20 protein-coding genes and 1 pseudogene are annotated in these 23,628 nt (G+C 69.2%); 7 read left to right on the top strand and 14 right to left on the bottom strand.

Annotated features, from left to right (window positions below; genetic code table 11):
* Positions 1-57 precede the first annotated feature (57 nt).
* Positions 58-546, bottom strand: a complete 489-nt coding sequence (locus ACSMFO_RS32770; RefSeq protein ID WP_436461661.1) for a hypothetical protein — start codon at positions 544-546, stop codon at positions 58-60.
* 124 nt (positions 547-670) lie between these two features.
* On the opposite strand from ACSMFO_RS32770, the gene ACSMFO_RS32765 reads away from it, so the two are divergent.
* Positions 671-3,478: a BTAD domain-containing putative transcriptional regulator gene (locus tag ACSMFO_RS32765; RefSeq protein WP_436461660.1), complete on the top strand. Its 2,808-nt coding sequence runs from the start codon at positions 671-673 to the stop codon at positions 3,476-3,478.
* 20 nt (positions 3,479-3,498) lie between these two features.
* On the opposite strand, the pseudogene ACSMFO_RS32760 reads toward ACSMFO_RS32765, so the two are convergent.
* A pseudogene (locus ACSMFO_RS32760) lies at positions 3,499-4,392 on the bottom strand (MFS transporter); the annotation flags it as partial.
* 225 nt (positions 4,393-4,617) lie between these two features.
* On the opposite strand from ACSMFO_RS32760, the gene ACSMFO_RS32755 reads away from it, so the two are divergent.
* On the top strand, positions 4,618-5,529 hold the full coding sequence (locus ACSMFO_RS32755; RefSeq protein ID WP_436461659.1) for a LysR family transcriptional regulator: 912 nt from the start codon (positions 4,618-4,620) through the stop codon (positions 5,527-5,529).
* Here ACSMFO_RS32755 and ACSMFO_RS32750 read toward each other — a convergent pair.
* From ACSMFO_RS32750 to ACSMFO_RS32715, 8 genes are all read right to left on the bottom strand, one after another.
* Entirely contained in the window at positions 5,510-6,307 is a 798-nt protein-coding gene (locus tag ACSMFO_RS32750; protein WP_436461658.1) for an alpha/beta fold hydrolase, read from the bottom strand. The genes ACSMFO_RS32755 and ACSMFO_RS32750 overlap by 20 nt on opposite strands.
* Positions 6,308-6,376: 69 nt before the next feature.
* Positions 6,377-7,525 carry an epoxide hydrolase family protein gene (locus tag ACSMFO_RS32745; protein WP_436461657.1) on the bottom strand — a complete coding sequence of 383 codons (1,149 nt, stop codon included), beginning with the start codon at positions 7,523-7,525 and terminating at the stop codon, positions 6,377-6,379.
* 282 nt (positions 7,526-7,807) lie between these two features.
* Positions 7,808-10,150, bottom strand: a complete 2,343-nt coding sequence (locus ACSMFO_RS32740) for a polysaccharide lyase 8 family protein (RefSeq protein WP_436461656.1) — start codon at positions 10,148-10,150, stop codon at positions 7,808-7,810.
* Positions 10,151-10,256: 106 nt separating this feature from the next.
* Positions 10,257-11,717: an aldehyde dehydrogenase (NADP(+)) gene (locus tag ACSMFO_RS32735; protein ID WP_436461655.1), complete on the bottom strand. Its 1,461-nt coding sequence runs from the start codon at positions 11,715-11,717 to the stop codon at positions 10,257-10,259.
* Positions 11,718-11,730: 13 nt separating this feature from the next.
* Positions 11,731-12,876 carry a hypothetical protein gene (locus ACSMFO_RS32730; RefSeq protein WP_436461654.1) on the bottom strand — a complete coding sequence of 382 codons (1,146 nt, stop codon included), beginning with the start codon at positions 12,874-12,876 and terminating at the stop codon, positions 11,731-11,733.
* 4 nt (positions 12,877-12,880) lie between these two features.
* Positions 12,881-14,137, bottom strand: coding sequence for a glucarate dehydratase family protein (locus ACSMFO_RS32725; protein WP_436461653.1), 1,257 nt, complete (start codon positions 14,135-14,137; stop codon positions 12,881-12,883).
* 2 nt (positions 14,138-14,139) lie between these two features.
* A complete protein-coding gene (locus tag ACSMFO_RS32720) occupies positions 14,140-15,084 on the bottom strand; it encodes a 5-dehydro-4-deoxyglucarate dehydratase (protein WP_436461652.1) in 945 nt (314 codons plus the stop codon).
* 46 nt (positions 15,085-15,130) lie between these two features.
* Entirely contained in the window at positions 15,131-16,642 is a 1,512-nt protein-coding gene (locus tag ACSMFO_RS32715; RefSeq protein WP_038511622.1) for a sodium:solute symporter family protein, read from the bottom strand.
* Between the two features lie 154 nt (positions 16,643-16,796).
* Between ACSMFO_RS32715 and ACSMFO_RS32710 the strand changes: the two genes are divergently transcribed.
* Positions 16,797-17,603 (top strand): IclR family transcriptional regulator, encoded by an 807-nt coding sequence (locus ACSMFO_RS32710; RefSeq protein ID WP_037348214.1) that lies wholly within the window; start codon positions 16,797-16,799, stop codon positions 17,601-17,603.
* Positions 17,604-17,640: 37 nt separating this feature from the next.
* A complete protein-coding gene (locus tag ACSMFO_RS32705; RefSeq protein WP_436461651.1) occupies positions 17,641-18,465 on the top strand; it encodes an NAD-dependent epimerase/dehydratase family protein in 825 nt (274 codons plus the stop codon).
* A gap of 390 nt (positions 18,466-18,855) precedes the next feature.
* On the opposite strand, the gene ACSMFO_RS32700 is transcribed toward ACSMFO_RS32705, so the two are convergent.
* Both ACSMFO_RS32700 and ACSMFO_RS32695 read right to left on the bottom strand, forming a co-directional pair.
* The gene (locus tag ACSMFO_RS32700; RefSeq protein ID WP_436461650.1) at positions 18,856-19,458 is read right to left on the bottom strand and encodes a TMEM175 family protein; all 603 of its coding nucleotides are present in this window, start codon (positions 19,456-19,458) and stop codon (positions 18,856-18,858) included.
* 22 nt (positions 19,459-19,480) lie between these two features.
* Positions 19,481-19,987 (bottom strand): DUF6790 family protein, encoded by a 507-nt coding sequence (locus tag ACSMFO_RS32695; protein WP_436461649.1) that lies wholly within the window; start codon positions 19,985-19,987, stop codon positions 19,481-19,483.
* 58 nt (positions 19,988-20,045) lie between these two features.
* On the opposite strand from ACSMFO_RS32695, the gene ACSMFO_RS32690 reads away from it, so the two are divergent.
* Entirely contained in the window at positions 20,046-20,480 is a 435-nt protein-coding gene (locus ACSMFO_RS32690; RefSeq protein ID WP_037348294.1) for a MarR family winged helix-turn-helix transcriptional regulator, read from the top strand.
* On the opposite strand, the gene ACSMFO_RS32685 is transcribed toward ACSMFO_RS32690, so the two are convergent.
* Positions 20,462-21,175, bottom strand: coding sequence for a MerR family transcriptional regulator (locus ACSMFO_RS32685; RefSeq protein ID WP_360122797.1), 714 nt, complete (start codon positions 21,173-21,175; stop codon positions 20,462-20,464). The genes ACSMFO_RS32690 and ACSMFO_RS32685 overlap by 19 nt on opposite strands.
* A 43-nt stretch (positions 21,176-21,218) precedes the next feature.
* Positions 21,219-21,827 (bottom strand): TetR family transcriptional regulator, encoded by a 609-nt coding sequence (locus ACSMFO_RS32680; protein WP_436461648.1) that lies wholly within the window; start codon positions 21,825-21,827, stop codon positions 21,219-21,221.
* Positions 21,828-21,919: 92 nt separating this feature from the next.
* On the opposite strand from ACSMFO_RS32680, the gene ACSMFO_RS32675 reads away from it, so the two are divergent.
* Together ACSMFO_RS32675 and ACSMFO_RS32670 are read left to right on the top strand one after the other, a co-directional pair.
* On the top strand, positions 21,920-22,981 hold the full coding sequence (locus ACSMFO_RS32675; protein ID WP_436461647.1) for an FAD-dependent oxidoreductase: 1,062 nt from the start codon (positions 21,920-21,922) through the stop codon (positions 22,979-22,981).
* Positions 22,978-23,598 carry a DUF3159 domain-containing protein gene (locus ACSMFO_RS32670; protein ID WP_436461646.1) on the top strand — a complete coding sequence of 207 codons (621 nt, stop codon included), beginning with the start codon at positions 22,978-22,980 and terminating at the stop codon, positions 23,596-23,598. Before ACSMFO_RS32675 ends, ACSMFO_RS32670 begins: the two co-directional genes overlap by 4 nt.
* The last annotated feature ends 30 nt before the right edge of the window (positions 23,599-23,628 follow it).

Genomic DNA, 23,628 nt, shown 5'->3' with positions numbered 1-23,628 from the left:
GGACGAAAGATGTCCTGAACGACCCTTTCCTGACGTTCCCCCCTCGCCTCCCCCGGATCAGGGCAGCACGTCGGTCACGGTGTCCTTGATGACCTGCCACTTGCCGTGCTGGCGTACCAGCGTCAGGCTGATCGTGTAGTGCCGGTCGATGTTCTGCGACGGAGCCTTGTAGTAGGCGTCGAGGAGCGCGTAGCCCATCTTGCAGTCTTCGACAACGGTGTGGGTCACCGTCCACGGCATGCTCCACTCGTACGGGAGCTTGAACTGCACGTCGACCACCGGGTCCACGTTGGCGTCGTAGCCGATGATCATCTGCCCCTTGCGACCGATGGTCACCATGTCCTGGTGAATGATCGCCCGGTAGCGGGCCTCGTCGCGTTTGTTGAAGCTGTCCATGTCCTCCCAGACCGCGCGGTCGAACGAGCGCTGGCAGGCCTGTCGTTCCGACTCGGCCTGCTGCTCACCCGCCGTGGCCGCGGCAGGCACACCGATTCCCGCCGCGGCCACGACCAGCCCGGCCAACGCCGCGTAATACCGCTTGCGCATGGGGTTCTCCTCATCACGTCCCGTAATCCGTCCAGCAGAAGGTTCGCCGGGCGGCGCATCACAGCTGCATCACTTCCGCACCGGCGCGGGCGCGTGGCCGGTTAACCTCGCGGGAGGGGGTGCGATGGAGTTCCGGATCTTGGGGCCGGTGCAGTGCCGGAACGGGGCACGGCCGGTGAAACTGGCGGGTCCGCGGCAGGAGCGGATCCTCGCCGCGCTGCTGCTCGGCGCCGATCGCGTCGTCTCGGTCTCGCGGCTGGTGGACGTCGTCTGGGACGAGGATCCGCCCGTCACCGCCACCCGCCAGATCCGCAATCTCACCACCGCGTTGAAGCGCACGCTCGTCGCCGAGGGCGCCGCCGACGACGTCTTGACCGCCGAAGGGCCGGGCTTCGTCCTTCGTCCGAGCTCCTTCGATCTGCGTTCGTTCGAGGAGCACGTCTCGCGTGGGGAGTTCCGCGAAGCACTCGCGTGCTGGAGCGGACCGGCTCTGTCCGGTGTGGACAGTGCGGCATTACGAGGCGAAGCCGAAGAACTCGACGAGCGTCGTCTGTCCGTTGTGGAACGTTGCCTCGACGAAGAGATCTCCGCCGGGGAAGACTCCGTCGCGGAGCTGACGGCCTTGGTCGCCGAACACCCGCTCCGGGAACCGTTCGCCGGCTTGCTCATGCGCGCGCTGCACCAGCAGGGCAGGCAGGCCGACGCGCTGAACGTCTACCGGCAGGCGCGGACGCGGCTGGTGGAGGAGCTCGGGATCGACCCCGGCCCGAAGCTGCGCGAGCTCTATGAGCGGATCCTGCGCGACGAGCCGGAATACGGCAAGACCCGATGCTTCCTCCCTTACGACGTCCCGGATTTCACCGGACGCGAGGTCGAGATCCGCCGTCTGCTCGACGCTGTCCGGCTCGGCCGGCCGGTCGTCGTCGACGGGATGGCCGGAGTCGGCAAAACGTCCCTTGCCGTCCACGCCGCGCATCGGCTCGCCGCCGATTTCCCCGACGGGCAGCTGTTCGTGGATCTGCACGGCCACTCCCCCGCCCGCGAACCGCTTCCGCCCGAAGCCGCGCTCGAAGCCCTGCTCGGGCAGTTGGACGTCCCGGCTTCGCGGCTTCCCGGCGGCGTCGACCGCAGGGCCGAGCTGTGGCGGACCAGGACGGCCGGCCGGTCGCTGCTCGTGGTTCTCGACAACGCCGCGAGCGCGGAACAGCTGCGGCCGCTGGTGCCGGGTTCGGCGACCGTCGCCCTCCTGGTCACCGGGAGGCGGCGCCTGGCCGCGGTCGACGGCGCCGCGTCGATCAGTCTCGAAGTGCTGCCGGACGAGGAGGCGGGCGCCCTGTTCGCGGCGGCGTCCGGGCGACCGGACACGGGTGTGGCCGCGTTGTGCGGCAACCTGCCGCTGGCGATCCGCATCGCGGCCGCCCGGCTGCAGAATCGTCCACAGTGGACCGTTCAGGCCCTGGCCGAGCGGCTGGGCTCCGAACACGACCGGCTGGCCGAGCTGAAGGTCGCCGGACGCGACGTCGCCGCGGCCTTCGCACTGTCCTATCGGGAACTCGATGCCGCGCAACAGCGCATGTTCCGATTGCTGGGGCACAATCCCGGTGCCGACATCGGCGTGCCCGCGGCGGCCGCGCTGGCCGGCATCGCGGAACGCGAGGCCGAACGTCTGCTTGAGGACCTGCTCGACGCCCACCTGGTCAGGCAGCCGGCACTGGGCCGCTACGCGTTCCACGACCTGATCGCCGAGCACGCCCGCAACGCCGCCCGCGACGAGGAATCCGGTCCTGCCGTGCGTCGGCTCCTCGATCACTACCGCGACGGAGGCGGCCTTGACTGGTATCGAACGGAACGGGCGAACCTCGTCGCGGTGACCCGGCACGCGCTCGACACCGGTCTGGACGAGTACGCCTGGCGGATCGCCGCGGACACCGCGGACCACCTCCGGGAGAGCGGGCACCTCGACGAACTGCTCGCCGTGGCGCAGGCGGGGATCACCGCCGCCCGCCGGATCGGTGACCCGCGAGCGATCCAGCTGAGCCTGGCGAGCCTCACCCTGGCGTTCTGGGAGAACGGGCGGCTCACCGAGGGAATGGACTGCGCCCTCGAACGGCTGGACGTCGTCCGCGCGTCCGGCGACCGCGGGGCCGAGGCGATCGCGCTGTCCAGGGCGGGCGCGCTGCACGGCATGCTCGGCCGTTACCCCGAGGCGATCCGGTTCTACCGTGACGGCCTGGCCGTCGTCGGCGAGACCGGCGCCGCCACGCTTTGGACCAATCTCAGCAACGCACAGGAAGTCCTCGGCAGGCTGGACGACGCGCTGGCCTCCGCCCGGCGGGCGGTGGACCTGCGCGAGGACGAGCGCGGCGTGATCCTGAGTTCGGCCCAGCTCGGCCTCGTCCTGTCCCGGCTGGGCCGTTTCGACGAGGCCTTCGAGGTCATCGAACGGTCGATCACCTCCTCGCGGGATCTCGGCTACCTGTTCGGCGAGGCGTGGAGCCGGATCGACCTCGCCGACGCCCTGTTGCTCGCCGATCGGCCTGGCGACGCACGCGAGCAGGCCGAACGCGCGTGCGCGATCCTCACGCGGCTCAACCACCCGTTGTTGCTGGCGATGGCGGCCAACAGCCTGGGCACCGCCTGCCTCGCGCTCGGCGAGACGGAGACGGGCCTCAGGCGGCATCGGCTCGCGCTCGAAACGGCGAAGCGGATCGGCTACCGGCTGCAGGAAGCCCGCGCGCTGGCCGGATTGGGGCAGGTCGCAGCCGCGCGGGAACACTACGCCGCGATGGGCCTGCCCACCGAACCGGCCAGCAGGGAGACCATGGCGAGTGCCGCCGTACTCCACAGCAACAGCACGACACCCGCGCCCTCGACGACCAAGCCGCCGACGAAAGCGCCGAGGGCTATCGAACCGGTGAACACGCCGACGTAAAGACCGGTGACGTGCTCGACGCGTTCCGGCGCGAGGGCGGTCATCCACAGTTGCCCGCCGACCGAAAGTCCGCCGTAGGCCATCCCCCACAGGGCGATCGCGACCCCGGCGATGAGCGCGGAGGCACCGAAAAGCGCCAGAAGACCGAGCGCGACGGCGATCCCGGCCGCCAGCAGCAGCACGGTCGCCCGCGGCCTGCGCCCGGCCGCGGCTCCGGCCACGAAGTTGCCGATCAGCCCGAAAACGCCGTAGACGAGCAACAGCGACGCGATCGCGCCCGCCGGCATCCGCGGCAGTTCTTCGAGGACCGGCCGCACATAGGTGTACGCGGCGAAATGCGCGGTCACCAGCGACACCACCACGGCGAGGCCGGTGACCACGGCGGGACGGAACAACGAGCGGCGCTGTCCGGCGCCGGTCTCTTCGACGACCGAGGGGCGGCGTAGCTCGGGCAAGGCCAGCAGCAAGGCGGGAACGAGCAGCGACGCGCACACCGCGAGCGACCAGAAGGCCGCTCGCCAGCCGAAAGCGTTGCCCACGAACGTGCCCAACGGCACTCCGAGCACCGAGGCGGCGGCGACGCCTCCGACGGTGAACGAAACCGCCAGTGCGCTGTCGCGAGCCGCGACCAGTCTGATGGCCACGGCCGAAGCCATCCCCCAGACGCCGCCCATGCCGACACCGAGCACGATCCGCGCGATCATGAGCAGCCCGAAATCCACGGCGATCGCGGTCAGCCCGTTGCCGACGGCCAGTACCGCCACCGCTGCGGCCAGCACCTGGCGACGGTCGAGATCCCCGAGCAGCCGCGGCACCACGGGAGCGGTGACGGCCGAAACCAGACCCGTGACGGTCAGGCTGAGCCCGGTCGCCCCCACGGAGATGCCGAGACCGTCCGCCATCGGGGTGAGCATCCCGACCGGCAGCATCTCGGCGGTCACCACCAGGAACGTGCTCAGCGTCAGCACGCCGACGGCGGCCCATCGCGACAGGGAAGTCCGCTCCGGACGGACCGGATGCGGGTGAGAGACAGAGGAACTCATGCCGTCCAGCCCATCACCGCGCGGCACCCGCGAACAACGACGTCTTCCTCATCGATCGATGAGGAAAGCTCATCGATCCGGTGTTATCTTCCGAGGATGCACCAGGCACATCTGCAGCAGATCGAATGCCTGCTCACGCTGGCGGAGGAGCTGCATTTCGGGCGTACGGCGGAACGGCTCGGCTACTCGCAATCGCGAGTGAGCCAGCTCATCGCCACGTTGGAGACGAAGGTCGGCGCGCGGCTGGTCGAGCGCACCAGCCGCAAGGTCGGGCTCACCCGCGCCGGCGCGCAGTTCGTCAAAGAGATCCGGCCCGCCTATCGCACGCTGCTCCGCACCTTCGAACGCGCGCGTGAACGGGCGATGCGCGGCGCCGTCGAAGAACTGCGGGTCGGGTTCACCGGCATGGTCTACGAGGAGGTCACTTCGATCTTCCGCGCGCTACGCGAGCGGCACGGCGTGGCCGTGCACACCCACGACGTCCCGCTCGGCTCACCGTTCACCGCCGTACTCGACGGCGAGATCGACGCCGTCATCGCCGAACTCCCGGTCCACGAAAGCGAGCTCACGGTCGGCTTCCGGTTCCCGCCGCAAGACCAGTACGTGATGGTCGGAGCCGATCACGTCATCGCGGAGCGCGAGTCGATCGATGCGGAAGATCTCGCGAAACTCGATCTGCTCCACCGTGCCGGTGACGGCCCCGGCTACTGGAAAGCCGCGCGCACTCCGCCCGCTACTCCGTCGGGAACGCCGATTCCCTCGACCGCGGGGATCACGACCGTCCAGCAGGGAATGGCGCTGGCGGCGTCCGGCACGCACGCGATGCTGGTGTGCCGTCCGTTGACCGAACAGCACACCCGCACCGATCTGCGTTATGTCCCGGTTCGCGGCCTGGAAGAGTCCAGCCAGCTCGGTCTCGTCTGGCGGACCGGCCACGTCAGCCCGGCTCTGACCGCGCTGGCCGAACTGCTCGAACAGGCCGAGCCCGTCAGCCGAGAAACCCGGTGAGCAGTTCCCGCAACGTGTCCGGCTGGTGGAGGACGCCGTGGTCCTGCCCTGCGACGGTGGCATACCGCGCGCCAGGGACCGTGTCGGCGACCGCGCGGGTGCCCGCCCGCATCCAGGCGTCGCTCTCCCCGCCGTCGATGACCAGCGTGGGCACCGAGATCTTGGCCAGCCGGTCCGCGGGCAGCACGTTTCCGGGACCGCAGAGCGCGAGGTCGTAGGGCAATGTGTGGGCGAGGCCGGTGAACCACGCCCAGAACGGGTCGTTCCGCATCCCCTTGACGACCTCTTCCGGCGTCGCCGTCCCCTCGACCAGGAACAGTTCCGCCGCGCCGTCACGGTCGCCGTCGGCGATCAAGGCGCGGACGCGGTCGAAGAGGTCGGCCGCGGGCCTCTCCCGGCTGTCGTCGACGACGTACGGCGGCTCGTACACGGCGAGCTTGGTCATGGCGACACCTCTGGCGGCCGCCTCCAGCCCCAGCACCGCACCCGACGAATGCCCGAACACGGCCGCCGAACCACCCACGTGCTCGATCAGCGCGGCGAGATCCTCGACCTCGCGCTCCACCGAATAGACCGCGCCGGCACCGCTGTCGCCCCGGCCGCGCCGGTCATAGGCGATCACGGTGTGCTCCGGCGACAGGGTCGCGGCCAGCCCGGCGACGGTCGTCCGGTCGTTGAACGCGCCGCCGGCCAGGATCACCGGCGTGCCCTCCCCGGTGCGGTCGAAGGCGATCGGGGTGCCGTCGGCCGAAGTCACGGTCTCGAACGAGGTGGTCATCAGGTCCTCCGCAGGGTCGCTTCACTCTAGCTTCGGCATTGGGCCGGAGCCGATGACCACCGCTCGACATCATTTCCGGAGATTTCCGAAGAATTCGCGGAGTTCGGCCACCACGTCGCCCGGCACGGCCATCGCGACCATATGGCTCGGGCTCTCGTGATCCGCCCAGCGCACGACGTCGTTCTTGCGCGAGGCGATCACGCGCAACGCGGACGGCCCGCCGTGGGAGACGCCGGTCGGCACCACCGTCTGGTCCATCGGCATCGCGGCCTGCCCCTCGTAGTACGGCCACAGCGAGGTGCCGCCGGTCCCGGTCAGCCAGTACAGCGTCGCGTTGGTGAGGAGCAGGTCGCGGTCGATCGGCTCGGCGGGCGCCGTGCCGTCGGGCCAGCCGTCGAACTCCTTGAATCGTTCCACCAGGTACGCCAGCTGCGCGACCGGCGAATCGAGGAACCCGAAACTCAGCGTCTGCGGCCTGTTCGTCAGGTACGGCGCGTATCCGCTGCCGCCCGCGAAACGCTCCATCAGGCCTGCCAGTTCCGCCTGATCCTGTTCGGTGAGCCCGTCGAAGTCGGCCGGGTCGCCCATCGGCACACCGAGCCCGGACGTGATGTGCGAGCCGATGACGTGCTCGGGCGCGTGCGCCGCGAGACAGGGCGTCACCAGCGCGCCGGCGTCGTTGCCATGCGCGCCGTAACGCTCGTAACCGAGGCGGCTCATCAGCTCGGCCCAGGTCCGCGCCACCCGCGCGATGTCCCACGGACGTTCGTCGGCGGGCTCCGGGAACGGCGAGAAACCGAAGCCCGGCAAGGACGGCGCGACGACGTGGAAGGCGCGCGAGGGGTCGAGACCGTGGGCTCGCGGGTCGGTGAGCGGGCCGAGGACGTTCAGGAACTCGGCGATCGAATTGGGCCAGCTGTGCGTCATGATCAGCGGGATCGCGTCCGGTTCCGGCGACCGGACGTGCAGGAAGTGCACGCGCTGGGCGTCGATCTCGGTGATGTACTGCGGGAATTCGTTGAGCTGCTTCTCCCACGCACGCCAGTCGTAGCCGTCTCGCCAGTATTCGGCCAGGCCCTTGAGATACGCGACCGGGACGCCCCGGCTCCACTCGGCACCGGGCAGCGCCGACGGCCAGCGGGTGCGGGCCAGCCGGTCGGTCAGGTCGTCCAGATCGGACTGCGGGATGTCGATGCGGAACTGCTCGATGTCGGTCATGAGGTGACCGTAGGACCCATTCAGGCCAGATCCTGACCTAAATCCCCCACGCATTTAGTCGACTAAACGCATCCACGTTCGCGTCCGTCCGTGAAGGCCTCCTTCCCTACCCTGAAAGTAGCGACGGGGCCCTTCACGACGAGGCCACCGCTGTTCAAGGCGTGCCCCTCGTCAGGGGCGAAGGGGGCTTTCCCTTCATCCGATGCGACGAAAGTCCCCTTCGCAACACTGTCTTTGGCCCACTGTGGCGATCGCCGCATCCGTCTCCTCGCGTTTAGTCGGCTAAACGCGGACGGTCTGTGTGGCGCCGAAGGTGTCCTTCACCGGCACCTCGAAGGTCTTCCGCCGCACGGTCACGCGCACGACTTCCTGCCGCTGCGTCGGATCCGAAACCGCCAGCTGCCAACCATTCCCGGTCCGGCCGAGCGCCACCGACGCCGGACCGGACACCGACACCTCGTCGACCGAGCCGGCGGCGAAGAAGTTCGCCAGCAGGGTCGCGTCCCACAGCCGGACGGCCTGCACGGTCGCGGTGTTGGACCGCACGCGCCACGACCAGGCCGAAGCGATCGTCTGCAGCACCGACGCGTTCGGCAGGACGGCGTACGCGTAGGTCGCGTTCGAGGGCTTCGCGCCGTGTTCGATGACCAGCTTCTGGTAGCGCCGCGTGTACGGCACCGTGGTGCCCTTGGTGTTGGCGCCCTTGTCGATGTCGCGCCAGGTCCCGGTCCGGTCCTCGCGCAGCGCGGTGACCTCGGCGTCGTCGAGCAGGACGTAACCGCCGACCCGTTCGAGATGCAGCCATCGCTTGCGCCGCAAGGACTCCGAGCCCCCGACGAGATGCCCGTCGGCCAGCAGGACCCCGGCGCCGTTTTCGCCGAGGTTGCGGTTCTCGATCGTGGTCCGGATCAGCTCGCCGGAGGAGTCGGTGATCCCGGCACCGAGGCACACCACGCCCGATGGCGTGAAGAACCATGACTTCTTCGCGGTCAGCGTGCCGTCCTGCGAGACGAAGTCGAGGGCGTGCGCGCCGTGCCGCGCGTCCCAGCGGACACCGCCGCAGTGGTCCTTGCCGGTCAGCGGCACCGACTCCAGTTTGGGCGTCGGGCCGCTCTTGCTGGTCGTACCCGGCAGCAGCAGCGGATCGACCGTCGGCCAGTAGGCGTCGGTGAAGTGCCCCTTCGCCTTGGGCAGGAACAGATACAGCGAGCCGTCACCGACGTACCAGCCGTGCAGGTTCATCGAGTTGATCGACTCGTACCGCGCGATCCGCGTCGAGGCGACGCCGAGCGAGGCCGACCAGCCTTCGGTGATGTGCACCATCCGGTCCTGCTGGCCGAACACGCGATGCGTCGCGACCGTCGGCGTCGCCCGCACCTTGGTCGCCAACAGCTCCTGTGCGAACTCGATGCCGGGGATGCCGACGAGATCCGGCCCCGGCGCGAACCGCTCGGGATCGGGGATCTTGAGATACGGCGCGAAAGTGTCCTCGGTGATCCACTTCGCGGCGAGACCGCCGAGTTCCTCCTTGCGCTTCCCGCTCGCCGACCGGGCCAGCAGGACCACCGCGCCGGTGAGCTGGTGCCCGATGTCGTGCGCGGATTCCCCTTGCCGGGAAAGGAACCGGCCGCGGACCGACTCCATCAGCGCGCCCGCGTACACGAACGGCGCGAACGTGTCGGAGACCAGCGCGTACGCCGCGTCGCGGACGTCGGCGGGCAGTTCGAACTCCGTGCCCTTGGTGACGTGGATGGCGGACGCGATCGCGGTGAGCAGGATGATCCCGTAGTGCCCGGGATAAGGCACCGAATCGTGCTGTAGGAACGAGCCGTCGGTGTGGAAACCGTCGCCCGCCGCGCGGTGGAGTTTGGCGATGACACTCGCCGCTCCCCCGCCTTCGACGTCGGTGAACGCGCCGACGCCGCGCTTGATCCGCTCGGCGTCGCCCAGCATCGCGCCGGAGACGAGGGAGATCGTCGACTTGTCCGCGCGGTTGGCGCCGGTCTCGACGACGCTCGGGTTGTTGGTGCGGCGGTTCGGGTCGCCGGAGAATTTCAGCACCGGCTTCAGATACTTGGCGAGCTCGTCCTGGGTGAGCTCGTCGGCGACCGTCGCGAGGATGTGCAGCAGGTAGAGCGGGATGCCGATCTCGTAGGTGTACCAGTTGCCGATCTCGGCGGTCTTCTCGCTGTACTGATCGCTGCTGTACAACAGTTCCAGCGCGCCCTTGATCCGGGCGAGCACTGCGGGATCACCCGCGAGCGCTCCGCCGGGAGTGCCCCAATTGACCGCGATCGCCCGGAGCCGTGCGTACATCGACGTCGTGAAGTCGCTGCCGGGGCCGAGCGGGAGGTCCTTCCACAGTGGACCGTCGCCGACCGTCATGCTGTCGTGGTAGGCCTTCGCGACCCTGTCGAGGTTCGCCAGCGCGGCCGTGCGCTCCGCCGACGGCCGGTTGATACCGGTCTGCAGTTCGCGATAGCCGGTCACGATGGACGACGAGCCCGGAGCGACGGGCTGCGCGGACGAAGTGCTCGCGAGTGCCGAGGTGAGCGCCACCGAAGCGGCCGCTGCCGCACCTCCCCGCAAGGCCGTTCTCCTGTCGAAGTTACCGAATCCGGGCATGACAGTGCCTCCCAAAGGGTCGAAAGACGGCGATCAAGGGCGGCGGTGGGTGCTGGGGCTCGTGAGTGGCAAGGACGGTTGGGACCGTCCTTGCCACTCACGAGGTTTACTGGCGCTTCCCGTCGGTCCTGCGGGGCAGGCCCCACGGGTTGTTCTCCTGCAACGGTTCCGGCAGCAGCGCGTCGGGGAAGCCCTGCCAGGCGATCGGTCGCAGGAACCGCTCGATCGCGGCAGTGCCGACCGAGGTACTGGTCGGCGCGGTGGTCGCCGGGTAGGGACCACCGTGTTCCTGTGCCCAGGTGACGGTGACGCCGGTCGGCCAGTCGTTCCACAGCAGACGGCCGGCGACCCTGGTCAGCGACGGGAGGACCGGGCGGATCCAGTCCACATCGGACTCTTCACCCTGGATGGTCGCGGTGAGCCCCGGTTCCATCACCCCGAGCAGGCTGATCAGCTCGGCCTGGTCGGTGTAGGTGACGATCAGCGAAGCCGGGCCGAAGCACTCCTCGCGAACCGTGTCAGCGTCGGCGAGGAACGCCTTGGCGGTGGTGGCGAGCAACGTCGCGCCGTGCGAGATCCCCTCCGCGCCACCGGATTCCGACAGCACCTCGACACCGTCGACGTCGCTGAGTTTCGCCAGTCCGTCGGCGAAGCCCGCCGCGATGCGCTCGTTGAGCATCGGCTGCGCCGGGATCGCCGCGACGGCCTCGCGCAGCGTGTCCTCGAGGCCGTGTCCCTCGGGCAGGAACAGCAGCCCCGGCTTGGTGCAGAACTGTCCGGCACCGAGGGTGAACGAACCCGCGTAGCCCTTGGCGATCGCCTCACCGCGCGCGTCGATCGCGCCCTGGGTGACGACGACCGGGTTGACGCTGCCGAGTTCGCCGTAGAACGGGATCGGCGACGGCCGCGAGGTCGCGATGTCGAACAGCGCGCGCCCGCCCGGCACGGAACCGGTGAACGACGCCGCCTGGATCCGCGGGTCCTTCAGCGCCGTGACGCCGTTCTGCTGGCCGTAGATGACCGCGAAGATCCCTTCCGGCGCACCGGCCCCGACCAGCGCGTCGCGCAGGACCTCGCCGGTGCGGGCGGACAGCTCCGGGTGCCCGGAGTGCGCCTTGAGCACGACCGGGCAGCCCGCGGCCAGCGCCGACGCGGTGTCGCCGCCCGCGACGCTGAACGCGAACGGGAAGTTGCTGGCGGCGAACACCAGCACCGGCCCGATCGGGGAGAGCAGACGGCGGATGTCCGGCCGCGGCCCCATCGGCCACGCGGCGTCCGCGTGGTCGACGGTGGCACCGAGGAACTCGCCGTCCGCCAGCACCTCGCCGAACAGGCGCAGCTGGAACGTCGTGCGCTTCAGCTCGCCCTGCAACCGCGGGGAGGCCGGGAGGTGCGTCTCCTGGTTGGCCAGCGCGATCAGCTCTTCGGCCGCCGCGTCGAGGGCGTCCGCGGCCGCGTTCAGCCATCCGGCGCGCTGGGCTGGGGTCGCGGCCGCCGTCGTGCCTGCCGCATCGGCGGCGGCCGCGAGGATCTGTTCGAGCGTGGCGGGATCCGTTGCCTGGCTCATTTTCTTGCGTCTCCTAGAGTTCTTGCGCGGCGCTGACGGCGGCGATGAGATCCGCCCAGCGCCCCGGGCCGGCGAGGCCGAGGTGGTACAGGTGCAGCTCGGTGGCGCCTGCCTTGCCGAGTTCGGTGGTGTAGGCCTCGATGTCGGGCACCGGGCTCGCCGCCACCGCGGTGATGTAGCTGCCGACGGCGACCTTCTCCGGCAGTTTCGCCCGTGCCGCCGCGACCGCGTTCACGCTGGGGTGACCGGGTGCCCAGTTCTGCAGCACCACCGCGTCGACGTCGTCCGGGGCCGACGGCGTCAGCCCCGGCAGCGCGCCGGTGACCCACGGGTCCATCGCGCCGTGCAGCACGATCCGGGGCCCGGACGGGATCTTCTCGAGCACCGCGCGCCGGAGGGCGTCGGTCGCGTTCTGGCGCGTGTCGAGCAGGACCTGCCGAAGCGTCGGCAGGATCTTGTCCTCCGTGGCACGCAGGTCACCGCTGTCGATCAGCCGCCGGACCTCGGCCCGCAGCTTGCCCAGCGCCTTCGCCGGATCCTGACCGGCCGCGGCCCAGGCGTCGAGACAGTCGTCGCAGCAGCAGATCGACAGCAGCCGCGCCACCGCCGGCGACCAGACTCCGTCGGTCTTCTCGTGCTGGTGCTGGTGCACCGCGCCGAGCGGGCCGCAGGCCTCGAGGATGACCGTGGCGAAGTCGAGCCCGGCGAGGCTCTCCGCCGTCACGTTCGCCGCGTACTCGCGGACCGCGGGTACGCCGGGACACAGTGCCCACGGATACCGCTCGCCGAAACAGTTGCGCACGGTGAAATCCGGGAATTCCGTGCCCAGCTGCGAGTTGTGCGTCAGCACGACCCACGCCGCGGCCGGGATGCCCGCCTCGTTCAGCGCCCGGACGGCGTCGCCCGCGCTGTCTCGGCTTTCCACCCAGTCCGGCTCGGCGGGCTTCAGCTCACCCCACGCCTCGTCGCGCACCGGCCGGTACAGCGCCGCGTGCCGCGCGACGACCGAGGTGCGCTCGGGCGACCAGGGCGTCGCCGCGCGGGCGCTGTGGTACGACACGGCGACGGCGACCTCGTCGACGCCGAGTTCCCGTACGCGCTCGACGAAGCCGGGATCGTCGACGACGTCCCAGGGGTAGGCGTATCCGGTGACCTTCACCCCGTCACCACCGTGCCGTGTTCGGTTCGAAGCTTCCGACGAACTTCCGCATATAGGTCACGTCATCCCGTTTGGTCTGTCCACTTCGGACATATTCTTCATGGGCCCGTGCCAGCGCGTCGGGGTCGAGTTCGACCCCCAGCCCCGGCTTGTCGGGCACCGCGACCGCACCGTCGACGAACTCCAGCGCACCCGGGGCGATGACGTCGGCCGTCTTCCACGGCCAGTGGGTGTCGCAGGCGTAGGTCAGGTGCGGCGTCGCCGCGGCCACGTGCACCATAGCGGCCAGACTGATCCCGAGATGACTGTTCGAATGCATGGAAAGGCCCACGTCGAAGCATTCCGCCGTGATGGAGAGGGCCTGGGTGTCCCGCAGACCACCCCAGTAATGATGGTCCGAAAGTATGACCCCGACCGCTCGCTGCCGGAAGGCGGGCTCGATGTCCGCGAAGCGCACCACGCACATGTTCGTGGCCAGCGGCATGTTCGCCTTCTCCGCGACGCGCGCCATGCCCTCGATACCCGGCGTCGGGTCTTCGAGGTACTCCAGGACGCCGTCGAGTTCTTCGGCGACCCGGATCCCTGTCTCGACCGTCCATGCCGCGTTCGGGTCGATGCGGAGCGGGTGGTCCGGGAACGCGTCCGCGAGCGCGCGGATCCCGTCCATCTCCTGGTCGGGGCCGAACGCGCCGCCCTTGAGCTTGATGGAGCCGAAGCCGTACTCCTCCACCATGCGGCGTGCCTCGCCGACGAGCGCGTCCGGCGTGGTCACCTCGCCCCAGGAGTCCTCCTCGGCGCCGATGTGGGCGCCGAACTTGTAGAACAGGTAGGCGGAGAAGTCGACGGCGTCGCGCGCCTTGCCGCCGAGCAGGTCCACGACCGGCCTGCCGAGATAGTGCCCCTGCGCGTCGAGCGCGGCCACCTCGAACAGCGAGTACACGCTGGCCACGGTCTTGCTGACGGAGAAACCGCCGGTGAGCCCGTGCGCGTCGGCGAAGACGACCTCGCCCAGCGTGGTCGCGACCTTCCGGCGGAGGCCCGGCAGGTCGAATACGTCGTGTCCCTTGAGCTCCGGCAGCACCTTCCGGACCTGGTCGAGGAACGCGAGGTCGCCGTAGGACTCGCCGAGGCCGACCACCCCGTCCTCACAGATCAGCTGGACGACCCCGCGCAGCGCGAACGGCTCGTGCACGCCCATCGCGTTGAGCAGCGGAGGGTCGGCGAAGGCGACCGGGGTCAGGACGACGTCGAGAACCTTCATCTTCAGGCACCGGCCTCGACGGACTTGAGGACGGCGAATCCGTCGTCGATGATCTTCTCCAGGCGGGCGATCTGGTCCGCGGTGGGCTCGACCAGCGGCGGCCGCACCGAGCCGACCTTGTCCCCGCGCAGCCGCGCCGCGGCCTTGACCAGCGACACGGCGAAGCCCTGTCCCTCGTCCCGCAACGCGACCAGCGGGAGGTAGAAGCCGGCGAGCAGCGCCTCCATGACGGCGTCGTCGTTCTCCGCGAGCGCGCGGTGGAACCGGGCCGCGATCTCGGGCGCGAAGCAGTGCACGGCCGAGGAGTACCGCGCCACGCCGACCGCGGAGTAGGCGCGCGCGGAGACCTCCGCCGTCGGAAGACCGTTGAAGAACAGGAAATCCTTGGCCCGGTCGGTGCCGACGGAGCGGATCGTGGTGATGATCCGGCTCATGAGTTCGACGTCGCCGAAGCCGTCCTTGATGCCCACCACCGACGGGATGTCGAGCAGTTTCACCGCCGAGTCCGGGGTGAACACGCCGGTGGAACGGTGGTAGACGATCACCGGGATCGAGGAATCCCCGACGGCGTACCGGACGTGGTCGACCAGCCCGGACGGCGGGCCGGTGACCAGGTACGGCGGCAGGAGGAGGACGCCGTCCGCGCCGCCGGCCTCCGCCGCCGCGATCCCGGCACGGGCCGAGGCCGCACCGCCGCCGGCGCCGACCCAGACGGGCACGCGCCCGGCCACGACCTCACGAGCCTTACGCAGGATCGCTGCGTGCTCGTCCGGGGACAGCGAGCTGAATTCGCCCGTACCGCAGGCGACGAACAGCGCACCGGCTCCGGCGGCCACGTGGCTCTCGACGGTTTCCGCGAACGCGTCGAGGTTGAGTTCCAGCCCCTCGGTGAAGGGGGTCAGGGGGAACGCCAGTAGGCCGTCGAGTTCGATCTTGGGCTGTGCCATGGATTTCTCTTTCGTTCTTTGTGGATGGTCCCGGGTACGGGCCCGGTCAGGCGGGCACGGTGGTGCCGTCCTGCGACTTGCGGGGTAGGACGTCGTCGTCGCGGTCGATCGTGTCGATGATCTCGTCGGTGGAGGCCTTGCGCTCGGGCATGAGGTAGCCGAGCCCGATGAACAGCGCCAGCGAGACCAGGATCGGGGTGGACACGGTGACCGCGAGGGTGGCGTTGTAGCCGTAGTAAGCGATCGCGTAGGCGATGAGACCGCCCGCCCACGAGATCAGGGCCGCGCGGGAGCCGGAGCGGCGGAACGCGGGGAGCATGCCGAGCAGCAGCGGCACCGAGATCGGGCCCATCAGGGCGGCGACCCACAGCACCACGATACCGAGCACACCACCGAGTTTCTCGGCCTGCGTGGCAACCGCCATGGTGAGCACGACGAAGATCACCGTCGAGATCCGCGCGGCGAGCAGCCCCTGCGATTCGGTGAAGTTACGGGCCTTCTTCCACAGCACCGGCATCATGTCGCGGGTGATGACCGCGGAGATCGCGTTGGCGTCGGAGGAGACCATCGCCATGGTGTGCGAGAAGATCCCGGCCAGCACCAGCCCGACCAGACCCGGCGGGAGGAACGTCGTGGTCATGATCGCGTAGGCGTTGTTGGGGTTCGAGATGTTCGGGATCAGCAGCGGGGCGGCGAACATCGGGAACATCATCACCAGCGGCCACACCAGGTACAGGATCGAGGAGAGCCGCGCGCCGCGACGGGCCTCGTAGGTGTTCGGCGCGGCCATGTAGCGCTGCGCCAGGTTCCACATACCGCCGTTGTACTCCAGCGTCTTCACCAGCACGTAGACGAGCAACACGATGGTGGTGAACTTCGAAGTCGTCGGGTTCAGGTGGGCGGGCGGGAGGTCCCCCCACACGGTCCACAGCCCGGAAACGCCGCCGAGCTTGTCCAGCACGACCCACAGCATCACGATCGCCGCGATGGCCTGGATGACGAACTGGCCGAAGTCGGTGAGCGCGTCGGCCCAGAGACCGCCGACGGTGCAGTAGATCAGCGTGATCGAACCGGTGATGATGATGCCCCAGGTGTAGGGCACGCCCGCGAAGACGTTGAGGATCGTCGCGACCGCGAACCATTTGGCCGCGATGTCGAAGATCTTCAGGAGGCTGCCGCTCCAGGCGAGCGCCTGCTGAGTGGGCACGTTGAAGCGCTTCGCCAGATACTCGAGCGGCGAGGCGACACCGAGCTTCGACCGCAGGCGGTTCCACCGCGAGGCGAACAGCCAGCTGCCGATGCCGACACCGATGCCGATACTGGCCATGCCCCAGAAGTAGACGGTGATGCCGTCCGTGTACGCGACGCCCGCGTACGCGACGAAGAGCACGGCGCTGTAGCCGGACATGTGGTGGGAAATACCGGCCAGCCACCACGGCATCTTGCCGCCGGCCGTGAAGAAGTCACTGACCGTGTTGACGCGGCTGTGCGACCACAAGCCGATCACCACCATCAGGACGAAGTACGCGGACACCATGATCCAGTCCAGTAAATGCACCGCTGACTCCTTTCCGCGTTCACGAAGGCCCAGCCCGACCTGTTCACATCCATGAACGGAGTCTGTTATAGTGATTATGTTCATCCATAAGAACGCTGTTCGGGACGCTAATATGGCCGGAGTCACAAGTCAACGGCCGGATGGAGGAGCGCGGATGCCGCAGCAGGAAGCCGCTGTCACGGTGGCGAACGGCGCGCCTGAACCCGCCGGAGTGAAGTCGGCCAGGCGGGCGATCGACCTCATCGAGACCTTCGCCGCGAACGACGTGTGGCTTTCACTGTCCGATCTCCACGCGCGGACCGGCTTCCCCAGGTCGAGCCTGCACGGCCTGCTCCGCACCCTGCTCGAAGCCGGTTGGCTGGAAGTGGACACCAACACCGCCCGCTACCGCCTCGGCGTCCGCGCGCTGATCTGCGGCACGGCTTATCTGGACCGCGACCCGGTCGTCCCGTACGCGACCGAAGCGCTGGAGCGGATCCGGGAGAAGACCGGCTACACGGCGCATTTCGCGCGCCGCGAGGGCACCGACGTCGTGTACCTGGAGACGCGCGAGTCCCGGCACTCGACGCATCTCGTGTCCCGTGTCGGCCGCACGCTGCCCACCCACGCGACCGCGCTGGGGAAGGCGTTGCTGGCCGAACTGACGCACGACGAGATCGACGGCCTCCTGACCGGAGAGCTGTCGGCGCTCACCCCGAACACCATCACCACGGCGGACGCGCTGCACGCCGAATGCGCGAAGACCCGCGAACGCGGCTATGCCTCGGAAATCGAGGAAGGCAGCCTCGGCGTCCGCTGTGTCGCGGCCGTGATCCCGTACCGCATCCCCGGCACCGACGCGATCAGTTGCTCCATGCCGGTCACCGAAGTCACCGACGCCGACGCCCAGCGCGTCGGCGAACTCCTCGCCGAGATCACCGCGGAACTCGGCCAGCAACTGCGCCGCGCCGGCATCCGCTGACCTGATTCGTACTTTCCTTCACTGACAAGGGGTTCCCATGGCAGACCAGCGCGTCCTGATCACCGGCTCGGCGGGTATCGTCGGCACCCTGATGCGGCCGCGGCTGCGCCGTTCCGGACGGGTGCTGCGCCTGCTCGACCTGGCCGCGCAGCCCGAAGCTTCGGGCGGCGAGGACGTCGAGCTGATCACCGCCTCGGTGACCGACCCGGAAGCGATGGCGAAGGCCTGCGCCGGCGTCGACGCGGTGATCCACCTCGGCGGGCACAGCCGAGAGAGTTCATGGGAAGCCACGCTCGACGTGAACATCAACGGCACCCACACCGTCCTCGAAGCCGCGCGTGCCGCCGGTGTGCCGCGCGTGATCTTGGCTTCCAGCAACCATTCCGTCGGTTTCCGCCGCAACGACGAGGCGGGCGCCGACGGCCTCCCCGCCGACTCGACGCCCCGCCCCGACACCTACTACGGCGTCAGCAAGGCGGCCATCGAAGCGCTCGGCAGCCTGTACCACTCGCGGTTCGGCATGGACGTGATCGTCATCCGGATCGGCTCCTGCTTCGAAAGCCCGCTCGTCCTCGGCCCGCGCGGACTCACGACGTGGCTCTCCCCCGACGACGGCGCCCGGCTGTTCGAGGCCTGCCTGAGCTACCCCTCCCCCGGTTACCGGCTGATCTGGGGCGTCTCCGACAACACGCGCCGGATCTACTCGCTCGCCGAAGCCGAGGAACTGGGCTACAAATCGCTCGACAACGCGGAGACCTACGCCGAGCAGCTGGCGGACCTGCCCGCGCCGACCGGGGTGGCGGCGGAGTACGTCGGTGGGCCGTTCTGCACCGCGCCGCTGGGGGCGCACAACCCGCTCTGAGTTCTTCGGGCCACCTTCGGCACCAATCTGGGCGATTTAGTTGCTGTCGCGCGTGGGCTGAAGGCTCCCTTCACCGCGTCTGATGCGGCGAAAGGAGCCTTCGCCCCGGCGACACGCGTGTCGTCCGTCCAGTCACGCGTGTCGTCCACCTGATCACACGCGCCGTCCCCTCAGACACGCACAACCGCCGAAGGGGAGCCGGAAGCACTCCGCGGCAAGGTCGAGTGTGGAGGATTCGGGACGTTGAGTGTCCCGATTCCTACATCGCCGATCTGTCGGTCATGCGTTCGCCGAGCCTGCGCGCAAGATCCGCCAGTTCGTCATCGGGGACGTCCAAGTAGCACCCCGGTAGGCGATGTGATGCCGGGTTGCCCCCATGACTACCCCACCTCACCGAGCTCGCCCCTGAACCCGCCCGGCCACCGCCAACACAAGCGGCGCCGCCACCCAGCACAAGTAAGCCCAAGTACCCGAAGTAACAAACGAAACAGGAATCGAAACCCCGAACACCGCCGCCAGGCACACACTGCGCACCAGGTTCTGGCTGAACGCCCACGGCGGCGTGTCCGGGCGGTAGAGGTGGTCGCGCCGGATCTCCCGGATGATCAGCGCGAACGACGCGGACGCCAGCACCTGCACGATCGCGTACAGGCTGAACCGGGGCGGGAAGGCGCCGTCCGCGGTGATCACCCGCGTCGCGAACGGCGTCAGCACCTGCATGAACAGCCAGGCCAGCGTGAGGCTGATCAGGCGGCTGTTCAGCGAGCGGACGTGGCCGAAGATCTCGTGGTGGGCGCGCCAATGGGCGGCGATCACCACGAAGCTGACGCCGAACGCCAGGTACTCCTTGCCGTGGTCCGCCACCGAACTCAGCATCGCCTCGGTGGTGTCGCCGGCGGGGACGGGGAGTTCCAGCGCCAGCAGGGTGAGCGCGATCGCGATCACCGCGTCGATGAACATGGTGAGCCGCTCGGGAGGGGCCTGAGTCGCCATGATGCGGAAATCTCCCTCTGGGTCAGGCGACGGTCGCCGGGCGGAGCTTCCGGGACCGCACGGCCAGGATGATCATGACGGCCGGGATGAGCAGGTCGTTGGCGAGGACGCCGCCGGTGTTGCCGGGGCTGTGGACGCCGTTCGCGAACCACTGGTAGACGTGGCCGACCAGGGCTCCCCAGAGGAACATCCCGGCGCCGAGCCCGATGGTGACGCGTTCTCGCGCGGACGCCGAGGCGGCGCGGAATCCCATGACGGCCAGTCCGAGGTTCGCGAAGGCGATCTCGAACAGGAAGGGCGTCCGCTCGAAGCCGATGGCGGTGGCCATGACGTCCGGGAACGCGAGGAACGCGACCGTCATCCACAGGCTGCCGAAGCCCAAGGCGCCGATCGCCCACCAGCGCTGCCAGATCTCCAGCCGTTCCCGGGTCGTCGGGGCGTGACGAGCCCGCAGGAACGCCCCGATGGCCGGCACCAGCATCCAGACCAGCGGGAAGGCGGATTGGGCGAGGTAAGAGAAGTTGTCCATGCCCTTCAGTCTTACCTAGTTAATATTAACTCGTCAACAATCAGGTATAGTGACCCTCGTGGATGACGGACTCGCAGACCTGTTGCACCGCGTGGTCATGCTGCTGGGCGAGAACGCCCGGCGGCGCACCGAAGACACCGACGGTTTGACCTACAGCCAGATACGGCTTTTGGGCACGCTCGAGGAAATCGAGCCGGCGACGCAGCATCGGCTCGCGCAGGCGCTTTCCGTGTCCGACCCGGCGATCAGCCGGGCGCTACGACCACTCGAAGCGGACGGCCTGGTACAGATCACCGTCGACCCCGAACACGCGCGCCGACGGCTCGTCCGCCTCACCGAGGTCGGCCGGAAAGCCTTCCACGCCGCCGGAAAGCCGCTCTACGACGAGTTCCGCGCCGGGCTCATCGCGGCGGGCTTCCCCTACGAGCGCTACCTCGAAGACACCCTTCGGCTGGCCGAGATCCTCTCCCCCGATCAGGGAACGCGGCGCTGATCCGGAGCCGCCCACCCGTTGATCACGGCAAGCAGCTCGAGATACCGCTCCCGCCGGGGATCGTCGGCGATGTCCAGCCAGGGCAGATCTCGCCGCGGGGCGGCGTCGTACCCTTCGGCGAGGCGTCGCATGAGGGCCCGGAAATCCGGATCCCTGGCCAGCCCGGCGAGTTCGACCCAGGCGTCGACCTGTTCGACCGCGGGACTTTCGGGTAGTTCGGGCGTCATCGAGCGGGCGATCCCGGCGAACCCGGGATGTTCGAGACCGCCGAAGACGGCGTCGAGGAAGTCGTCGATCAGACGGCGGCGCTCTTCCTCGGTCAGCTTGGCGAGGTCGTGCATGAGAGTGATCTCCTCGGGAGTGGTTCCGCGCCGGGTCACGGCTTTCAGCACCGCATGACGGAGACGCAGCACGTGGATCTGCGCTTCCAGCGCCCGCAGGTGCGCCTCGGCGACATCGGGAAGGGTGGCTTCGCTTTCGACGACCTTCCGGATCGTGGCCAGGTCGAGTCCCAGCTCACGCAACGTGCGCACGAGCTCCAGGCGCGCGAGCGCGTCGACGCCGTAGCGGCGGTGCCCGGACGCGGTGCGGCCTGACGGGGCCAAGATGCCTCGGTCGGAGTAGAAGCGGATGGTCTTGACGGTCAGCCCGGTCCGCCGGGACAGCTCGCCGATCGAGTACCGGGGGTCGTCCATTCGCCTACCCTCGCACCTCCCCTCGGGGGAGATACAAGGGCGATCACGCGCGCGTCGCGGGCCCCGTCAGGCAGTGCTGCACGAGCGGGCCGAACGTGGCGACCACCTCGTCGACGGACGACGACGCGATCGGCTCGATGCGCATGATGTACCGGGCGACCGCGAGCCCCAGGATCTGCACGTTGACCATGCCCGCCCGCAGCGCGGCGTCCGGCGTGTCGAGCAGCGCGGCGAGTCTGCCGGTGATCTCCCGGTCGATGAACTCGCGCAGCAGCGCTTCGGACCGGGAGTCGGTGGGAGCCGACCGCGTCAGCATCATCAGCGGCGTGCGGTCGGATTTGTCGAGGTTCTCCACGAGCGTCCGGACGAGGCGCTCGCCGATGGTGTCGAGGCCGCCGTCGAAAAGGGCCTCGACGGCGGGCGGGACGTCGCCGGAGATCTCGATCGCGGCACTGAACAGGCCTTGTTTGGTGCCGAAGAAGTAAAAGACCATCGCCGGGTCGACCTCGGCGGCGGCGGCGATCATGCGCACGGTCGTGCCGCCGTAGCCGTGCTCGTGGAACAGCTCACGAGCGACGCGCAGGATCCGCTGTTTGCTCTCCGCGCCGGACCGCCAGCGCCCGGAGCGGCGGTTGTTCTCGTGTTCCGTCATGACGAGCCGAAGCCTAACACCGCTTTCTTCACCACTCGGTGAAGTTTTCGGTACCGTGTTCTTCATCAGCCGGTGAAGAATGGGGTGACGCCATGAAGGTGATCGTGATCGGCGCCGGTCTCGGCGGGTTGACGCTCGCTCACGGGTTACGCCGGACGGGGATCGACGTCGCGGTGTACGAGCGAGACACCGCATCGGGACGTCCGCAGGGCGTGAGCCTGCACGTCGACGAGCGCGGCAGGTCGGCGCTGCGCGCATGCCTGCCTCCGGCCCATTTCGCGATGGTCGAGGCCACCACGGGAGGACCGCGCGAACAGACGCTGAAACTGTCCGATGTGGACGGAGAGCTCGCGGTCACGGGCGTTCAGCCGAGCCTGGCAAGACCAGGCAGGCAGGTCCACCGGCCACTGCTGCGAGCGGTCCTGCTGACCGATCTCGACGACGTGGTCAGCTTCGGGGCGGAGTTCACGCGGTTCGAGCAGTGCGCCGACGGCACGGTCCGGGTGTGGTTCGCCGACGGAAGCACGGACACCGCGGACGTCCTCGTCGGCGCGGACGGAATCGGCTCGGCGGTCCGCCGCCACCACCTGCCCGACGTGCGGGTGGTGGACACGGGACGGCGGATGATCATGGGCGCGACCCCGCTGCGCGCCGTACTCGGCACCGGGCTGCCCGGTCTGATCGGCGACAGCCCCGCGAGTGCCCACATCGGCGGCAAGACGATGGTGGTGGCCGTGCTGCGGTTCACCGAATCTCCCCTGGCCGCGCGACGGCGGTGGCTGCCCGCGCTGCGTCGCACCGCGGCCGAAATCGAGGACTACGTGATGTGGGCCTTGCCCGGCACACGGGAGCCGACCATGGAGCTGCCTCCAGCCCTGCGGACGATCATCGGCGAGGCATGGCCGGACTTCACGGTCACGCTGCGCGGCGGCATGATTCCGCCACCGCCGGTTTGGCCCGCCGGTCCGGTGACGCTCCTCGGCGACGCCATCCACCCGGCCCCGGGTTTCGGCGGCAACCTGGCGATGCAGGACGCGCGCCATCTCTGCGAAGCGCTGGCCAAGGCACGCCGTGGACGGCTCGGCCTGCTCGACGCGATCGGCGCCTACGAGGACACGATGCGCCGCAACGGTTTCGCGAAGGTGGGCGCATGAGTCTCGACATGCTGACCCAGAAGTCGCTCTCGCTGTTCAGCGCGGTGGGCGGCTGGCGCACGGTCGCCGAAGGTGTCGCGTCACGGGTGGTGTTCCTCGTCGCGTACCTGGTGACCGGGCAGGTGCTGACGTCGGCACTGATCACGGTCGGCGGCGTGGTCGTACTGGCCGTCGTGCGGTTGTTCACCGACCGCAAAGTCTGGCAGCCGGCGATCGGGGTGATCGTGGTCGGCGTGTCCGCGCTGCTGGCCGGGAATTCCGGCCACGCGGCCGACTTCTACCTGAGCACGGTCCTCTGGCAGGCGGGAGGCGGGGTGCTGTTCGGACTGTCCATCCTGGTGCGACGGCCGGTCATCGGCCTGGTGCTGGGCAGGCTACGCGGCGAACGTCAGACCTGGTGGCGCGATCGACAGCAGCGTCGGCGGTACTACCTGTGCACGGCGGTGTTCCTCGCGAAGTTCGCGATCGCCACGGCCGCGCTGGTGCCGCTGTACCTGGCGGGGACGGTGATCCCGCTCGGCATCGCCGCCACCCTGCTGGGTGGTGCGCCCGCGGCGGGCGTTTGCCTCTATCTGTGCTGGCGGATCCTGCGCGAAGAACCGCGAACCGCCGGGTGAGACGACGGTTGCCAGGAAAGGTCCTTTCCT

Origin of the sequence: Amycolatopsis sp. w19 (assembly GCF_051373225.1) — a bacterium.
In the GTDB taxonomy this organism is placed as follows: Bacteria; Actinomycetota; Actinomycetes; order Mycobacteriales; family Pseudonocardiaceae; genus Amycolatopsis; species Amycolatopsis japonica.
Note: the sequence above shows the minus strand (reverse complement) of the source record. Positions and strands in the feature narration are given on the sequence as shown.

Bases quoted from the DNA above. Each gene is read 5' to 3' on its own strand.
- ACSMFO_RS32770 (WP_436461661.1), bottom strand. From the start codon at position 546: ATGCGCAAGCGGTATTACGCGGCGTTGGCCGGGCTGGTCGTGGCCGCG.
- ACSMFO_RS32765 (WP_436461660.1), top strand. From the start codon at position 671: ATGGAGTTCCGGATCTTGGGGCCGGTGCAGTGCCGGAACGGGGCACGG.
- ACSMFO_RS32755 (WP_436461659.1), top strand. From the start codon at position 4,618: ATGCACCAGGCACATCTGCAGCAGATCGAATGCCTGCTCACGCTGGCG.
- ACSMFO_RS32750 (WP_436461658.1), bottom strand. From the start codon at position 6,307: ATGACCACCTCGTTCGAGACCGTGACTTCGGCCGACGGCACCCCGATC.
- ACSMFO_RS32745 (WP_436461657.1), bottom strand. From the start codon at position 7,525: ATGACCGACATCGAGCAGTTCCGCATCGACATCCCGCAGTCCGATCTG.
- ACSMFO_RS32740 (WP_436461656.1), bottom strand. From the start codon at position 10,150: ATGCCCGGATTCGGTAACTTCGACAGGAGAACGGCCTTGCGGGGAGGT.
- ACSMFO_RS32735 (WP_436461655.1), bottom strand. From the start codon at position 11,717: ATGAGCCAGGCAACGGATCCCGCCACGCTCGAACAGATCCTCGCGGCC.
- ACSMFO_RS32725 (WP_436461653.1), bottom strand. From the start codon at position 14,137: ATGAAGGTTCTCGACGTCGTCCTGACCCCGGTCGCCTTCGCCGACCCT.
- ACSMFO_RS32720 (WP_436461652.1), bottom strand. From the start codon at position 15,084: ATGGCACAGCCCAAGATCGAACTCGACGGCCTACTGGCGTTCCCCCTG.
- ACSMFO_RS32710 (WP_037348214.1), top strand. From the start codon at position 16,797: ATGCCGCAGCAGGAAGCCGCTGTCACGGTGGCGAACGGCGCGCCTGAA.
- ACSMFO_RS32705 (WP_436461651.1), top strand. From the start codon at position 17,641: ATGGCAGACCAGCGCGTCCTGATCACCGGCTCGGCGGGTATCGTCGGC.
- ACSMFO_RS32700 (WP_436461650.1), bottom strand. From the start codon at position 19,458: ATGGCGACTCAGGCCCCTCCCGAGCGGCTCACCATGTTCATCGACGCG.
- ACSMFO_RS32695 (WP_436461649.1), bottom strand. From the start codon at position 19,987: ATGGACAACTTCTCTTACCTCGCCCAATCCGCCTTCCCGCTGGTCTGG.
- ACSMFO_RS32685 (WP_360122797.1), bottom strand. From the start codon at position 21,175: ATGGACGACCCCCGGTACTCGATCGGCGAGCTGTCCCGGCGGACCGGG.
- ACSMFO_RS32680 (WP_436461648.1), bottom strand. From the start codon at position 21,827: ATGACGGAACACGAGAACAACCGCCGCTCCGGGCGCTGGCGGTCCGGC.
- ACSMFO_RS32675 (WP_436461647.1), top strand. From the start codon at position 21,920: ATGAAGGTGATCGTGATCGGCGCCGGTCTCGGCGGGTTGACGCTCGCT.
- ACSMFO_RS32670 (WP_436461646.1), top strand. From the start codon at position 22,978: ATGAGTCTCGACATGCTGACCCAGAAGTCGCTCTCGCTGTTCAGCGCG.